The sequence below is a fragment of the Microbacterium pratiae genome, from assembly GCF_047302165.1.
GTDB lineage: Bacteria > Actinomycetota > Actinomycetes > Actinomycetales > Microbacteriaceae > Microbacterium.
Genome location: NZ_CP154843.1, coordinates 926,885 through 941,021, shown reverse-complemented (window position 1 = coordinate 941,021; position 14,137 = coordinate 926,885). Strand labels below are relative to the sequence as shown.

Sequence of the window (14,137 nt, the reverse complement as noted above, 5' to 3'; positions counted from 1 at the left end):
CGAAGCGGGTTCAGCTGTAGACGTGGGGCGCGAGGATCGCGACATCCCGCAGGTTGCGGTACTTCTCCGCGTAGTCGAGGCCGTAGCCCACGACGAAGTCGTTCGGGATGTCGAAGCCGACGTAACGGCAGTCGATCTCGACCTTCGCGGCCTCGGGCTTGCGCAGGAGGGCGAGCACCTCGAGCGACTCGGCGCCGCGCGACTGGAAGTTCTCGAGCAGCCAGCTGAGGGTGAGGCCCGAGTCGATGATGTCCTCGACGATCAGGACGTGCTTTCCGTGCAGGTCGGCGTCGAGGTCCTTCCGGATCTGGACGACACCGCTCGACTTCGTGCTCGCGCCGTACGACGACACCGCCATCCAGTCCATCGTGATGTCGCGCTTGAGCGCGCGGGCGAAGTCGGCCATGACCATCACCGCGCCCTTGAGGACGCCGACGAGGATCAGCTCCTTGCCCTCGTAGTCGGCCTCGACCCGGGCGGCGAGCTCGGCGAGCTTGGCCTGGATCTCCTCCTCCGTGACGAGGACGTCGGTGAGCTGGTCGGCGATCTCGGCAGCACGCATGCGACGAGTTTAGGCGCCGGTCCCGCCCGCCGAGAACTCGACGAGTCGGCCGACGCGGCGGGCGCGGCATCCGGGAAGGTCGATCGGCCCCTGGCCGGAGAAGTCGGTGACGAGCCGGGCGACCTCGAGCGTCTGGCTGCGTGTCAGGCTCTCGTGGAACTCGCTCTGCACGACGTGACGGATGATGCGATGCCGCAGCGCCGGCGGGTTCGCCGCGAGCGCCGCGACCGAGATGGCGATGCCCGCCTCCGCCGGCTCGACGATGTCTTCGATCGTCTCGGCGATCATGTCGTCGAAGGCCTGCGCGTCCTCGCGCAACTGCTCGGCGGTACGCGCGAGCGCCTCGGCCACGCCCGGGCCGAGCTCGGCCTCGAGGAGTGGCAGCACGCGCTCGCGGACCCGCACCCGGCTGAAGCGGTCGTCGCGATTGTGCGGGTCGAGCCAGGGATCGAGCCCGGCCGCGGCGCAAGCGGCGACGGTGGTCTCTCGGCGCACCGTCAGCATCGGGCGAAGCCAGCGCACGCCCGAATCGTCGTCGGTGCGGTCGGGGGCCATGCCCGCGAGGCTCGTCGCTCCGGAACCTCGAGCGAGCCCGAGCAGCACCGTCTCGGCCTGGTCGTCGAGCGTGTGGCCGAGCATCACGGCGGCGGCGCCCGCGTCGCGCGCGGCATCCCGCAGCACTCCGTATCGCGCGTCGCGGGCCGCGGCTTCGGGGCCACCCGTCGTGCCGACCTCGACGCGCACGACGAGCGGATCGAGCCCGAGGCCCGCAGCGGCGCGGGCGGCGGCGAGCGCGACCTCGTCGGAGCCGGGCTGCAGTCCGTGGTCGACCGTCACCGAGGCGGCGCGCAGGCCGAGCTTCGGAGCCTCGAAAGCCGTCGCCGCGGCCAGGGCCAGCGAGTCGGGCCCGCCCGAGAGTGCGACGATCACCGTGCTGCCGGCGGGCAGCGCGGACAGTGACGCGCGCACGGCGCGACGGACCTCGGCGATGGCAGGGCTGAGCGACGGCACGCCCCTACGGTATCCGGGCTCGCGCCGCCCGGCGGCGGCCCGTGCCGTCGACAGGCTTAGCTCGCGTTGCGACCGCATCGGCAGCCCGAACACCGGGCTGAGCCTGCTGACGGCACAGCACGACGCGGGGAGGCGCACCGGCCAACCCCGCCCGCCATACGACGGGGCTCGCACCGTCGACAGGCTGGGGTTCCCTGGCAGCTCGGCGTCAGACTCAGAACCCGGGTTCAGCCTGTATACGGCACGGCGGGCGGCGCAAGTAGGCTGGACGGCGGCATCCCACCGTCATATCGAAGGAGCACACGTATGGGCGCGTACGACGCCGTCATCGAGATCCCCCGCGGCAGCCGCGTGAAGTACGAAGTCGACCACGGCACCGGCCGGGTCTTCCTCGACCGCGTGCTGTTCACGCCGATGGGGTACCCCAGCAACTACGGCTTCTTCGAGAACACCCTCGGCGAAGACGGCGACCCGCTCGACGTGCTCGTGCTGCTCGACCGCGACATCTACCCCGGCGTCCTCGCGAAGGTCCGCCCCGTCGCCGTGCTGAAGATGAGCGACGAGGCCGGCGGCGACGACAAGGTCGTGGCCGTGCTCGCGAAGGACCCGCGCTGGGCGCACATCCAGGATGTCGGCGACATCGACGACTGGACCAAGAACGAGATCGGCCACTTCTTCGAGCACTACAAGGACCTCGAGCCCAACAAGTGGGTCAAGGTCGACGAGTGGGCCGGAGCGGCCGAGGCCGAGCGTCTCGTCTCCGAGGCGTTCGAGCGCTTCGAGGAGCACGAGGGCCAGACGAAGACGCAGGGTGAGGGCGAAGCCCCCAACTCGCTCTGAGTCTCAGACGACCGAAAGGAGGGGCGGATGCTGCGGCATCCGCCCCTCCTGCGTCGTTCGGGCTCGTGAGCGCTGAGGCTCAGACCGAGATGCCGCGGTTGCGCAGGAAGGGCGCCGGGTCGATGCGGACGCCGCCCTGGTAGATCTCGAAGTGCAGGTGGCATCCCTGCGAGATGCCGGTGTTGCCGGCGTATGCGATGACCTGTCCGGCTGAGACGCGCTGTCCGTATCCGACGTTGTAGCCGCCGTTCTGGATGTGCGCGTAGCCCGAGATGATGCCACCGCCGTGGTCGATCTTGATGTAGTTGCCCCAGTCGCCGGTGTAGGAGGCGTGGACGACCGTCCCGGATGCTGCCGCGTAGATCGGCGCGCCGCAACCGCCGGCGAAATCGATGCCGCGGTGGCCCGTGGTGCAGTATCCGTTCGAGCAGATCGTGCCGCGGTTGCCGAACCACGAGCTGATGTAGCCGGGGCCGGGGCGGACCCATCCGGAGGGCTGGACCTGACCGGCGCCGCCGCCCCCGCCACCGCCGCTGTTACCGCCGCCACCGCCGCCGCCACCACCGCCACCGCCGCTGTTGCCGGCGTTGGCTGCAGCTTCCTGACGGCGACGCTCCTCCTCGGCGGCACGGCGGGCTGCTTCTTCGCGCTCGCGCTGCTTGCGGGCCTCTTCGCGGCGTCGCTCTTCCTCGACACCCGCCTGGTAGCCGGCGACCGTGGCCGCCGTCTCGTCCTTGAGCGCCGCGAGCTGAGCCTGCAGGGTCGCCATGTTGGCGGTCTGCTCCTCGAGAGCGGCCTGCGCGACGGCGGCGGCTTCCTGAGCGGCAGCGAGCTTCTGCTCGGCCTCCTTCTGCAGGCGGTCGCGCTCGTCACGCGCCACACCGGCTTGATCGCTCAGGCTCTGGGCGGTCTCGCGGGCGGTGACGGCATCCGTGTAGACGCCGCGGTTCGCCTGCAGCAGCTTGTCCATCGTGCCGAGTCGGGCGAGCAGGTCATCGGCGCTCGCTGCGGAGTCAGAGAAGAAGAGTTTGAGGCTCGTGTCGTCTCCACCGTTGCGATAGAGCTGGGCCGCGAGCTTTCCCGCTCGACGAGCGGCCTCGAGTGCCGCGGCCGACTGCGCGTCTGCCTGCTCCTGGAGCGAGGTGGCTCGGTACGCGGCATCCTCGAAGTCGGCCTGCGCCTTGGCGTACTCGGCTCCCAGGCGTTCGGCCTCGGCCTGCTTATACGCGACGTCGGCGGTGAGGTCGGCGATCAGCTTCTCGATACGCGAGATCTCGGCCGCCTTCGCCGCTTCGTTGCCCTTGGCGCGCTGCACGTCGTCCCACGACGGATAGCCCTCGATACCGAAGGCGGAGGGGATGCCGGGGGCGAGGAACGCCGTCGCTGCGACGAAGCCGACGGCGCCGAGGCCGAGGGCGCCGCGGCGCGAGATCAGCTGGGAGAGCTTCTTGCTCTCTGCGGGCGTCGGGGCGCAACCGCAGTCTTCCGGGGAGTCGAGGCTCTCGTATCGCACGCGGGTGATCCTCCATATCGCGTGAGCAACTTCGTTCACAGTAGCAACACACGTCACATCACCGGAAGCGTCGCGAACGACGTCCGGCCCGTGCGAACCCGGCCATTGTGCCCCGCAGACACGCCCGGGCTGCGGACGCCACGCCCCCGATTCGCACATCGGCGGCGGATCGCATATGCTTGTCCCTCGGTAAGCGTGAACGTTTGACTCCCGGGTCTGGGTTCGCTCGGCCCCATCGTTTAGCGGCCTAGGACGCCGCCCTTTCACGGCGGTAGCACGGGTTCGAATCCCGTTGGGGTCACTCCCACAACTTAATAAGCATGGCCCTGTAGCGCAGTTGGTTAGCGTGCCGCCCTGTCACGGCGGAGGTCGCGGGTTCAAGTCCCGTCAGGGTCGCTCTAAAGCGACGGGCCCTTTGGTTTCCAGAGGGCCTTTCGTCTAGGACATGGCATCCTCTGACGCCATGCGGCTCTGTAGCTCAGTTGGTAGAGCGCACGACTGAAAATCGTGAGGTCACGGGATCGACGCCCGTCGGAGCCACACGGACCGTCATTACAACGGCCCTAGAAACCCTCGCCTAGCTTCTACATGGCGGGGGTTTTGCTTTGCCCCGCGGCCGCGGCGCGGTCCTCCGATCGACCGCGAGGCCCTATGGTCAAGGCATGAACGCGTCTCCGCGACCGCAGAGCCCCCGCACGAGGCGTCTGCGCCGGTGGGCGGTGGCGTTGGGCGCATTGAGTGCCGCCGCGTTCATCACGTCGATCGTCTTCGCGGGTCTGCTTCCGGATGCCCCGGCACTGGTCTACCCGGCATTGCACTTCGTCGGGCTCGCGACCGCACTCGCCGGATACCTCCTGTGGCAGCGGTCGGACCCCGTGTACGACTACCGGCAGGAACCGACTGCCGACGAATGACGTCGCCGGACGGCGCGCCGACGAGATATCGCTCCCCTCAACTCGCCCCAGCGGGGCGAATGACAGCCGTCGAGTCGGCGTCGACGGCACGCCCGTCCGAGTCCGCCGGCCTCATCTCTGCGAGCACATGCCCGTCCGCATCGACAAGCACTGAGCGCGGCTCGCCATCCTCGAACGCGTGACGCTCACCCCACTGCCGGAGCGCAACGATCACCGTGAAGAAGTCGCGCCCCGCCTCGGTGAGGACGTAGTGCTGGCGGCGACCGGATGCCGCGGCCTTACGCCGCAGGAGTCCGCGATCAACGAGGCGCCGCAGCCTCTCCGTGAGAATGTTGCGCGCGACGCCGGTGCGCTGCTGGAAGTCCGTGAAAGACCGGGCGCCGTCCATCGCGTCGCGGATGATCAGCAGGCTCCACCGGTCGCCGACGAGGTCGACCGTCCGAGCGACCGGGCAGGTCGGGTCGGTCCAGGTCACGTCCTCGATGTCTCCGACCACTCGCTCGGCTCCTCCCGCTGAGTTGCGAATTGCCACTATCCTGACATACTGCGATAAGTTGCAAATAACTACCATTGGGGGCTCGTGAACGGGATCGGTGGAGCGAGGATGCTGCTCGCAACGGTGTGCGCGGTCGCTGTCTCGACGATCTACGTCGCCCAGCCGATGCTCGCTCACATCGGCCGAGACGTCGGCATCGCGACATCCGAATGGGGATGGGTGATCGCTGCCGGGCAGGTCGGCTACCTCATCGGGCTGATCGGCCTCGTGCCCCTCGGTGACGTGATCGATCGGCGGCGGCTCATCGCGCTCCACCTCGTTCTCTGCGCCGCCGGCACCCTGGTCACGGCATCGGCCACGGGTGCCGTACTCCTGGTCGTCGGGCTCGCGACGACGGGACTCTTCGCCGTCGTCGTCCAGACGGCCGTCGCCTTCGCCGCGGATCTCTCCGCTCCCGCCGAACGCGGCCGTTCGCTCGGTGTCGTCACCTCCGGGGTGGTGCTGGGAATCCTCGGCGGACGCGTCGTCGCCGGGGTTCTGACCGATCTCTGGGGCTGGCGAGCCGTCTACCTCGCACTCGCAGCGATGCTCGTCGCGCTTGCGGTCGCTGTCCTCACCCGGTTACCGACGGAAGAGCGAATGAGTCGCAGAACTTACGGTGACGTGCTCGGCTCGCTCGTCCGCATGTTCGCCGCACCGTTCTTCGTCTCCCGTGGTGTGATCGCGTTCTTCCTCTTCGCGTCGTTCGGCACGCTCTGGAGCGGACTGGCCCTGCCCCTGGAGGCCGGACCCTGGCATCTGGATGCCACGCAGGTCGGGCTGTTCGGCATCGCCGGGCTGGCCGGCGCGCTCGGGGCAGCCCGGGCCGGCCGGTGGGCGGACAACGGTCGAGCGAGCCGCGTGACCGGGACGGCGCTCGTCGTCCTGGCGCTGTCGTGGATCGCGTCTGCTCAGGCCACATGGTCGCTCTGGCTCGTGATCATCGGCGTCATCGTTCTGGACTTCGCCGTCCAGGCGGTTCACGTCAGCAACCAGTCGCTGCTCACCGAGGCCTACCCCGAACAGACCAGCAGCGCGATCGGTGGCTACATGGTCTTCTACTCGCTCGGATCCATTCTGGGCGCGACCGCCACGACCGCCGTCTACGCGGCGTCGGGGTGGGCGGGATGCGCGTTACTCGGCGCAAGCTTCGCGCTCTGCGGGCTGCTCACGTGGGCGCTCAGCCTGCCCAGGGCAGAGCGGCCGGCGGAGCTCGAGGCGCTACCCGCGGCCCGATGACGCGGGCCCGAAGGGCCGGTCAAGCCACCGGGTCCAGCAGCGTCGGGTCGGCGGGATCGACCGTGCGGGAGTTGCTGACCTTGCGATCGACGACGTGCTCGCGGATCGTCGAGGCGACCTGACCGGACGTGTGCTCGAGCATCGCTAGCGTCTCGGCCTTGCGCTCGCCGGTGAGCTTCTCGGGGGTCAGCCAGGCATCCCAGGTGTCCGGCGTCAGGAAGGCCGGCATCCGGTCGTGCACCTGTCCGCTCGCATCGCGAGCCTCGCGGGTGATGACGACGAAGCAACGCGTCTTCTCCCCGGTCGGCAGTTCCATCGACCAGGTGAGCCCGGCCGCCGAGAGCAACCCGTCGCCGTGGAGGAAGTGCGGGGTCTTCGGGGTCTTGTCGCCGGTCCACTCGAAGTAGCCCCGCATCGGAACGATGCATCGAGCCGCGCTGAACGCCGGCGCCCAGAAGCCCTGGCCGAGCTTCTCCATGCGCGCGTTGATGATCGGAGCGCCCCGCGGGCGATTCGCCGGCTTCTGCCAGTCCCATCGGACGAGTTCCAGCACCCGGCCCTCGCCCCGGTCGCGGAGGATCGGCGCGTCCTCGGTCGGCGCGATCGAGTAGGCGCCGGCCCAGGAGTTCACCCAGTCCTCGGGGTTGCCGCCCTCGGCGACGTACTCCCGGATCAGCTCGTCCGTCTTGGCGTCGTTCGCGAATCGCCCGCACATGGGAGTGACCCTACGGCGCAGGGTGACCGGCGTCGAGCGGTCAACGTTAGGCGGATGCCGGAACTGACCGAGCGCGGCGACGTCCGCTGGAGCACGCCGGATGGCGGGGGTACTTTTGCCGTCAAAGCGAAGCAGCGAGGCAGTCGGAGAGGAGGATGATGCTCACACGACTCAGCGCCGATGCCGTGGCGGTGCTCCGAACGGCTCTGAAACACGTGCCCGACGATCTCGCGCACCCGAATGACCTGCTCGCGGCGTTGCGGTCGTCCGACACTCCGACCGGGCGGCTCCTCCGCCAGCGGATTCCAGCCGACGAGCGTCGCCCGGTCGAGCGGGCATCGCCTGCCAGCGCGTCGCTCGCTCTCGCCGACGCGCTCCGCCGGGCGTCGCAGCTCGCGCCGAGCGACCGCCCGATCACGACCCGCGACCTCCTCGCCGCGCTGGTGCCGGCATCCGAGTTCTCTGCCGAACTGAGCTCATGCGTCGCCGTGATCGACGCGCAGCGGTCGGGGGCACCCGAGCAGCCGCAACGACGCGCGTCCCAGTTGACGGTGACATCCGCAGCACGTCCCGCGAACAACGCGGAGGCGTAGGGGGCAGACCCTGTCGCGTAGAGCCTGGGCTCACACGACCCAGGCTCAGGCCGGCTCGGTGACGCGGACGAGTCCGCAGTTCAGGCACGACCACGCCACGAGGAACGCCTCGTCGTCGAGGATCTCGAAGCGCAACGGATCGCCGCAGGTCGGGCAGACCCACGGTGCCGGCTGCGCGCTCACGCGCCATCCCGATCGGTCACCCGCCGAGCCTAAACGCCGTATCGCACCGTCGGGCGAGAGCGACGGCATCGTGCGGTGCCCTCCCCCGCACGTCGTTGTCGAAGTACACCCACACGTCGCGCGGACGACCATCGGATGCCGCCGAGCCGTCGGCCCATCCGCGGATGCGGTCCGCCCACTCGTCGAGCTCGGCGTCGGTGTACCCGCTGGCGTACAGGTCGGTCGCGCCGTGGAGCCGCACGTACACGTGCCCCGCGGTCGTGACCTCTTCGAAACAGGGGAAGCGTCCAGCGGTGTCGGCGACCACGAGAGCGGTGTCGTGCGAACGGAGCAGCGCGAGCGCGGCATCCGTCCCGAACCCGGCCGATCTCGGCTCGAGGGCGTGCCGGATCGGCCGGTCCTCCTCGATCTCGAGCCACGCGCGCCCGTCGAGGCGTTCGTCGTGCCGCTCGGCGAGCGCGAGGGCTTCGCCGGTCGTCCGCGGCAGGAGCGCCAAGAACTCTGCGAGCACGTCGGCGTCGAACTCCTCGCGTTCGGGCAGCTGCCAGAGCACCGGACCGAGCTGCCGCCCGAGCGCGAGCACTCCCGAGGCGAAGAAGTTCGCCAGCGCCGTCTCGACACCGCGCAGGCGCAGCATGTGCGTGACGTAGCGCGAGCCCTTGACCGCGAAGACGAACGACGCGGGCACTTCGCTCCGCCAGCGCTGGTAGCTCGACGGGCGCTGCAGCGAATAGAACGACCCGTTCAGCTCGGCCGTCGACATCCGCTGCCCCACGTATTCGAGCTCCCGCCGCTGCGCGAGGCCCGTCGGGTAGAAGTCGCCGCGCCATCCGGCGTATCGCCACCCCGAGATGCCGACGCGCACCCGGCCCGGGGTGGCGGGAGCTGCGTGCGCGTTCATGGTCCGGCAGTCTTCGCCGCACCCGCCGGACGCGGAAGGGGGTTGCTCTCGGCGCGGCATCCGGGAACGCGGCCCTGCGTCCTCAGCCGCGCACCCTAGGATTCGACGGACGCACCGGGCACCACAGGGGGAGTATCGATGGCCGCAACGCGACGTTCGAACGCGCGGCGACAGCGCAAGCGCCGGGCCGTCGGCATCAGCGCGGCTCTCACCGGAGTCCTTCTCGTCGCAGCGGTCGGCGGCTGGTTCACCGTCGCCGCGATGCACCGGTCGAGCACGGACCCCGACCCGGCGGCATCCGCGGGCACCCCCACCCCCGGGCCCGAGACCCCGACGCCCGAACCGCTGTCGCCGGCGGAACAGCTGATCGCCGACGCGAACGATCCGAACGCGTGCGCCGTGTCGTTCACGGGCGACGCGATCGACATCGCCCCCGTCCTCGAGACGCAGGGAGAGCCTTACTCCTCGCTGCCGATCCCCTCGCGAGACGGCATGGTGTTCGCCGGCTGGTACGACACGGCCGAGGATGCCGCCGGGCTCGCGATCCCCGGACGACTCAACGGCGCGGATGCGGTCGCCTGCGACGCTCAGCAACGCACGGTGCACGCCGCGTGGATGAGCGCCGCCGACAACGCCGCCGCGAAGACGCGCATCCCGATCCTGATGTACCACCAGTTCACGACGAAGCCGGAAGGCGAGTCGGGGTGGCTGCGCGGCAACTACGCCTACGTCGGCGACTGGGAAGCGCACCTGAGGTACATCTCCGAGCAGCGGTTCTACCTGCCGACCTGGCCCGAGCTGAGCGCCTTCATCGACGACGAGCTGTTCCTGCCCGACCACTCGGTCATCATCACCGACGACGATGCCGACCCGTCGTGGCTCGAGCTCGCCGTGCCGCTCGTGGAGAAATACGGGGTGATGACGACATCCTTCGTCATCACGGTGAACGGCGCCGGACCCGACCTCACCCCTTACGTGCTCAAACGCTCGCACACGCACGACATGCACTCCGCGGGAGCCGACGGCCAGGGCCGCATCGTCACGTGGACGCACGACCAGATCGTCGCCGACCTCGACACTTCTGCGGGTGTCCTCGGCGGAACGAAAGAAGTCGTCGCCTACCCGTTCGGCCACTACAACGACGCCGCCAAGCAGGCGGTCGCCGACGCGGGCTTCGAGATGGCGCGCACCATCGAGCCCGGCTACGTCTCGATAGGGAGCGACAAGCTGGCCCTGCCCGTCGTGCGCGTCAACTACGGGATGACCGTGGATGACATCAAGAAGGCCATCGGGTGAATCTCAGGCGATATCCAAAGAGTCAACCGCTTGTACGCGTATGAATCCTCAGTACTGTGTGAATTCCCCCGTCCCTTTCGACTTGCGAGCGTTCCATGGACCTGACGATCGTCGTCCCGACCTTCAACGAAGGTCCGAACGTCGTGGAGCTGCTGCGACGGATCGGTGACGCGGTCGACGACCGGATGATCGAGGTCGTCTTCGTCGACGATTCGACCGACGACACCCCCGCGATCATCGAGCAGGCCGCGAAGACGGCCGACTTCCCGGTGCGGCTGGTCCACCGCGACGAACCGGTCGCGGGACTCGGCGGGGCCGTGGTCGAAGGCATACGGGCCGCGAACTCCTCGTGGTGCCTCGTGATGGACGGCGACCTGCAGCATCCGCCCGAGGACATCCCGCGCCTGCTCGCGCGCGCCGACCGTGGCGATGTGGATGTCGTCGTCGCCTCGCGCTACATCGCGGGCGGCGACTCGAAGGGACTGGCCGACGCGACGCGTACGACCGTCTCGCGCGCGTCGACCCTGCTCACCAAGGCGATGTTCCCCCGCAAGCTCGGCGAATGCAGCGACCCGATGACCGGGTTCTTCCTCGTCGACCGCGACACGATCGACATCGACGCGCTGCGCCCCCGCGGCTTCAAGATCCTGCTCGAGATCCTCGCCCGCCGCCATATGCGCGTCGCCGAGGTGCCGTTCGCGTTCGCGCCGCGATACGCCGGCGCGTCGAAGGCGACCTTCACGCAGGGCATCCGGTTCCTCACGCAGCTGCTGATGCTGCGCTTCGGACGGATGTCGGCCTTCGCGCTCGTCGGCGGCGTCGGCGCCATCGCGAACCTCGTGATCATGTGGGGCCTGATCCGGCTCGGAATGGACTACCTGCCGGCATCCATCATCGCCAGCGAGATCACGATCATCGGCAACTTCCTGTTGCTGGAGTACCTCGTGTTCTCCGACATGCGCTCGGAATCGGGCAGCATGACGCAGCGGTTCGTGAAATCGTTCGCGTTCAACAATGCCGAGGCCGTCATCCGCATCCCCGTGCTGTGGGTTCTCGTCGAGAACGCACATATCCCGAGCGTCATCGCCGCCGGGCTGACCCTGATCGCGGCGTTCGTCGTGCGGTTCGTGTTCCATGCGCTCGTCGTCTACGCACCCAAGAAGCAGCGGGTACCGGCGATGCTCGAGGCCGCGCCGGAGCGCGCTCGGGCCGCCGAGTACTGAGCCCTTCGCGCCGAGAACGCACCACCCCGTCGAGAGTGCTCGCGGGGCGGTGCGTTCTCGCGTGCACGGTACACGCTGAGGGAATGGAGGCAATCGCCTCCGGTCCTCGTCGCGGACGTACCCTGGAATCATGACCGCTTCCACCGACACGATCACGATGTTCGGCGCCGACTGGTGCCGTGACTGCCGACGCACCAAGGCTCAGCTCGACGAGCTCGGCGTCGACTACACCTACATCGACCTCGAGGCGGAGCCTGCTGCAGCCGACGTCGCGCGCGAGATCTCGGGACGCACCCAGATCCCCGTCGTGGTGTACCCCGACGCGACCCACCACGTCGAGCCGAGCAACGACGACGTCGCGTCCAAGCTGCGCGAGCTCTCGCTCATCTGACCTGGCGCCGGGCGCGCCTACGCGCGCGTGGCAGGCCGGATTGCAAGACATCCGGGCCCACTGGCGTCCGTGGGAATGGCCGGAATGCAAGAGTTCCGGCCCGACACCCTGTGACGGATGCCGTTCGGCCGGGGTGTCGGGGCGAATCCCTTGCATCGCGGCGCGAGGGCCCGAACCGGGCCCGGACCGACGGGAAGGCGCGCACTGGTAGACTGGGAGTTCTTGTGGCGCGCTCGCGCCGCACGCGTCGTAGAACGCCTTCCGCCTACCGGGTCACGACCGGCATCCCGCGGACTCTTTCGTACGGCGACCCCGCATGCGCACCCGCATCCGGGCCACCGACCAGGGCGCCGACGTGCGCCCGGAGACACACTCCCTCATGACTGACACCACTTTCCGCACGCTCGGCGTGCCCGCTCCCCTCGTCGAAGCCCTCGCGAAGGACGGCAAGACCACGGCCTTCCCGATCCAGGTCGACACCCTGCCCGACACGCTCGCCGGTCGCGACGTGCTCGGCCGCGGCAAGACCGGCTCGGGCAAGACGCTCGCCTTCTCGATCCCGATGGCCGCGCGCCTCGGCGGCGAGCTGGCCGGCGGTAGCCGCCGCGCCGCCCGCATCCTGGGTCTCGTGCTCGCCCCGACCCGCGAGCTCGCGACGCAGATCAACGCGACCCTCGAACCGCTCGCAGCCGCCTACGGCATGAAGACGACGACCATCTTTGGCGGCGTCAACCAGAACCGCCAGGTGCAGGCGCTCAACGCCGGCGTCGACATCGTCGTCGCCTGCCCGGGTCGCCTCGAAGACCTGCTGCAGCAGCGCCACCTGACCCTCGACTCGGTCGAGATCACGGTGATCGACGAGGCCGACCACATGGCCGACCTCGGCTTCCTGCCGGCCGTCACGCGCATCCTCGACAAGACCCCGCGCGACGGACAGCGGATGCTGTTCAGCGCGACCCTCGACAACGGTGTGGACAAGCTCGTCAAGCGCTTCCTGCAGAACGAGGTGCTCCACTCGGTCGACGAGGCGCACTCCCCCGTCGCGGCGATGACGCACCACGTGTTCCACCTCGCCGGTGCCGAGGAGAAGAAGGATGTCGTCAAGGCGCTCGCCTCGGGCATGGGCCGCCGCATCCTGTTCACCCGCACCAAGCACGCCGCGAAGAAGCTCGCCAAGCAGCTGACCTCGCAGGGCATCCCCTCGGTCGATCTGCACGGCAACCTCTCGCAGCCGCAGCGCGACCGCAACCTCGCCGCGTTCTCGTCGGGCGCCGCGAAGGTGCTCGTCGCGACGGACGTCGCCGCGCGCGGTGTGCACGTCGACGACGTCGAGCTCGTCGTCCACGTCGACCCGCCCATGGAGCACAAGGCGTACCTGCACCGCTCGGGCCGCACCGCCCGCGCGGGCGCCGAGGGTGCCGTCGTCACCCTCGTGATGCCGGGCCAGGAGCGCGACGTCAAGGATCTGCTCCGCAAGGCAGCCATCGCGGTCACCCCGGTCTCGGTCACGGCCGAGTCGCCTGAGGTCACCGCTCTCGTCGGCAAGGTCGCGCCCTATGTGACTCCGGCTCCGGTCGAGGTCGCACCGCGCGGCACGAGCCAGGGCGCCAACGCTCAGCGCAAGCGCGCTGCGCGCGACGCTCGCGAGGGCGGGTCGGCGAACGGCGGCGGCCGCTCCGGCGGTGGCAACGGCCGTGGCCGCGGCGGACGCGGCCAGGGTCAGAGCCAGGGCACTGCCGGTGGCCGCGACGGTCAGGGCGCACGCTCGGGCGGTCAGCGCGACCAGCAGCAGGCCCGCGGTGGACAGCAGTCCTCGCGCGGCGGCCAGACCGCTGACCGCGCACCCCGCGAGACGCGTGACGCCGCACCCGCGGGCAACCCGCGCCGCACCGGCCGCCGCGCGTCGTCGAACGGCGGCGCCTCCGGCGGCAAGCTCATGGTCGGCTCGGTCGTGCGCCAGAACAGCGCCGGCCGCCGCAGCGGTCGCTGACCCGCAGCATCCGCCTCGCCCCGGCATCCGCGAACGACTGAGCCGCCGCAGCCTGCCGTCTCCCGTCACGGGATGACGCAGGCCGCGGCGGCTTTCGTCATGGCACCCGGCGCTGCTCGCCGGGGCCTATCGCCGAGAACGCACGCTCGCCGCGAAAACGCACCCTCGACCGTGCGTTCTCGCCGCGACGGTGCGTGCTCGGCGCGCGCCGCGCGTCTATCTCGCGATGAC

15 protein-coding genes and 3 tRNA genes are annotated in these 14,137 nt (G+C 69.7%); 11 read left to right on the top strand and 7 right to left on the bottom strand.

Going from position 1 to position 14,137, the window contains the following annotated elements:
* Window positions 1-10: 10 nt before the first annotated feature.
* A complete protein-coding gene (hpt, locus tag AA0Y20_RS04400) occupies window positions 11-562 on the bottom strand; it encodes a hypoxanthine phosphoribosyltransferase (RefSeq protein WP_023952935.1) in 552 nt (183 codons plus the stop codon).
* Between the two features lie 9 nt (window positions 563-571).
* Window positions 572-1,573, bottom strand: coding sequence for a tRNA lysidine(34) synthetase TilS (gene tilS / locus AA0Y20_RS04395; protein WP_412937693.1), 1,002 nt, complete (start codon window positions 1,571-1,573; stop codon window positions 572-574).
* Window positions 1,574-1,879: 306 nt separating this feature from the next.
* On the opposite strand from tilS, the gene AA0Y20_RS04390 reads away from it, so the two are divergent.
* Window positions 1,880-2,413 (top strand): inorganic diphosphatase, encoded by a 534-nt coding sequence (locus AA0Y20_RS04390; protein ID WP_120263697.1) that lies wholly within the window; start codon window positions 1,880-1,882, stop codon window positions 2,411-2,413.
* A 79-nt stretch (window positions 2,414-2,492) separates the two neighbouring features.
* Here the strand turns inward: AA0Y20_RS04390 and AA0Y20_RS04385 are convergent, their stop codons facing one another.
* The gene (locus tag AA0Y20_RS04385) at window positions 2,493-3,926 is read right to left on the bottom strand and encodes a M23 family metallopeptidase (protein ID WP_412937692.1); all 1,434 of its coding nucleotides are present in this window, start codon (window positions 3,924-3,926) and stop codon (window positions 2,493-2,495) included.
* A gap of 228 nt (window positions 3,927-4,154) precedes the next feature.
* On the opposite strand from AA0Y20_RS04385, the gene AA0Y20_RS04380 reads away from it, so the two are divergent.
* The 4 genes from AA0Y20_RS04380 (at window position 4,155) to AA0Y20_RS04365 (ending at window position 4,840) form a co-directional block, all read left to right on the top strand.
* Window positions 4,155-4,227 (top strand) — tRNA-Glu (locus tag AA0Y20_RS04380).
* A 21-nt stretch (window positions 4,228-4,248) separates the two neighbouring features.
* Window positions 4,249-4,322: transfer RNA gene (locus AA0Y20_RS04375), tRNA-Asp, on the top strand.
* 71 nt (window positions 4,323-4,393) lie between these two features.
* A tRNA-Phe gene (locus tag AA0Y20_RS04370) sits at window positions 4,394-4,466 on the top strand.
* Between the two features lie 122 nt (window positions 4,467-4,588).
* Window positions 4,589-4,840: a hypothetical protein gene (locus AA0Y20_RS04365; RefSeq protein WP_412937691.1), complete on the top strand. Its 252-nt coding sequence runs from the start codon at window positions 4,589-4,591 to the stop codon at window positions 4,838-4,840.
* Between the two features lie 37 nt (window positions 4,841-4,877).
* Here AA0Y20_RS04365 and AA0Y20_RS04360 read toward each other — a convergent pair whose 3' ends face one another.
* Window positions 4,878-5,336, bottom strand: a complete 459-nt coding sequence (locus AA0Y20_RS04360) for a winged helix-turn-helix transcriptional regulator (RefSeq protein WP_412937690.1) — start codon at window positions 5,334-5,336, stop codon at window positions 4,878-4,880.
* Between the two features lie 84 nt (window positions 5,337-5,420).
* On the opposite strand from AA0Y20_RS04360, the gene AA0Y20_RS04355 reads away from it, so the two are divergent.
* Window positions 5,421-6,614, top strand: a complete 1,194-nt coding sequence (locus tag AA0Y20_RS04355) for an MFS transporter (protein WP_412937688.1) — start codon at window positions 5,421-5,423, stop codon at window positions 6,612-6,614.
* Between the two features lie 19 nt (window positions 6,615-6,633).
* Here the strand turns inward: AA0Y20_RS04355 and AA0Y20_RS04350 are convergent, their stop codons facing one another.
* Window positions 6,634-7,329: an SOS response-associated peptidase gene (locus tag AA0Y20_RS04350; RefSeq protein WP_412937687.1), complete on the bottom strand. Its 696-nt coding sequence runs from the start codon at window positions 7,327-7,329 to the stop codon at window positions 6,634-6,636.
* A 155-nt stretch (window positions 7,330-7,484) separates the two neighbouring features.
* On the opposite strand from AA0Y20_RS04350, the gene AA0Y20_RS04345 reads away from it, so the two are divergent.
* A complete protein-coding gene (locus tag AA0Y20_RS04345; RefSeq protein WP_412937686.1) occupies window positions 7,485-7,922 on the top strand; it encodes a hypothetical protein in 438 nt (145 codons plus the stop codon).
* Between the two features lie 45 nt (window positions 7,923-7,967).
* Here the strand turns inward: AA0Y20_RS04345 and AA0Y20_RS04340 are convergent, their stop codons facing one another.
* Together AA0Y20_RS04340 and AA0Y20_RS04335 are read right to left on the bottom strand one after the other, a co-directional pair.
* Complete coding sequence (locus AA0Y20_RS04340) at window positions 7,968-8,105, bottom strand: hypothetical protein (RefSeq protein WP_199484999.1); 138 nt, start codon at window positions 8,103-8,105, stop codon at window positions 7,968-7,970.
* A gap of 16 nt (window positions 8,106-8,121) precedes the next feature.
* On the bottom strand, window positions 8,122-9,006 hold the full coding sequence (locus tag AA0Y20_RS04335; RefSeq protein WP_412937685.1) for a DUF72 domain-containing protein: 885 nt from the start codon (window positions 9,004-9,006) through the stop codon (window positions 8,122-8,124).
* A 138-nt stretch (window positions 9,007-9,144) separates the two neighbouring features.
* On the opposite strand from AA0Y20_RS04335, the gene AA0Y20_RS04330 reads away from it, so the two are divergent.
* The 4 genes from AA0Y20_RS04330 (at window position 9,145) to AA0Y20_RS04315 (ending at window position 13,906) form a co-directional block, all read left to right on the top strand.
* On the top strand, window positions 9,145-10,302 hold the full coding sequence (locus AA0Y20_RS04330) for a polysaccharide deacetylase family protein (protein WP_412937683.1): 1,158 nt from the start codon (window positions 9,145-9,147) through the stop codon (window positions 10,300-10,302).
* A 95-nt stretch (window positions 10,303-10,397) separates the two neighbouring features.
* A complete protein-coding gene (locus AA0Y20_RS04325; protein ID WP_412937682.1) occupies window positions 10,398-11,525 on the top strand; it encodes a glycosyltransferase in 1,128 nt (375 codons plus the stop codon).
* A 130-nt stretch (window positions 11,526-11,655) separates the two neighbouring features.
* A complete protein-coding gene (locus AA0Y20_RS04320; RefSeq protein WP_412937680.1) occupies window positions 11,656-11,916 on the top strand; it encodes a glutaredoxin family protein in 261 nt (86 codons plus the stop codon).
* Between the two features lie 379 nt (window positions 11,917-12,295).
* Complete coding sequence (locus tag AA0Y20_RS04315; protein ID WP_412937678.1) at window positions 12,296-13,906, top strand: DEAD/DEAH box helicase; 1,611 nt, start codon at window positions 12,296-12,298, stop codon at window positions 13,904-13,906.
* Window positions 13,907-14,137: the final 231 nt, after the last annotated feature.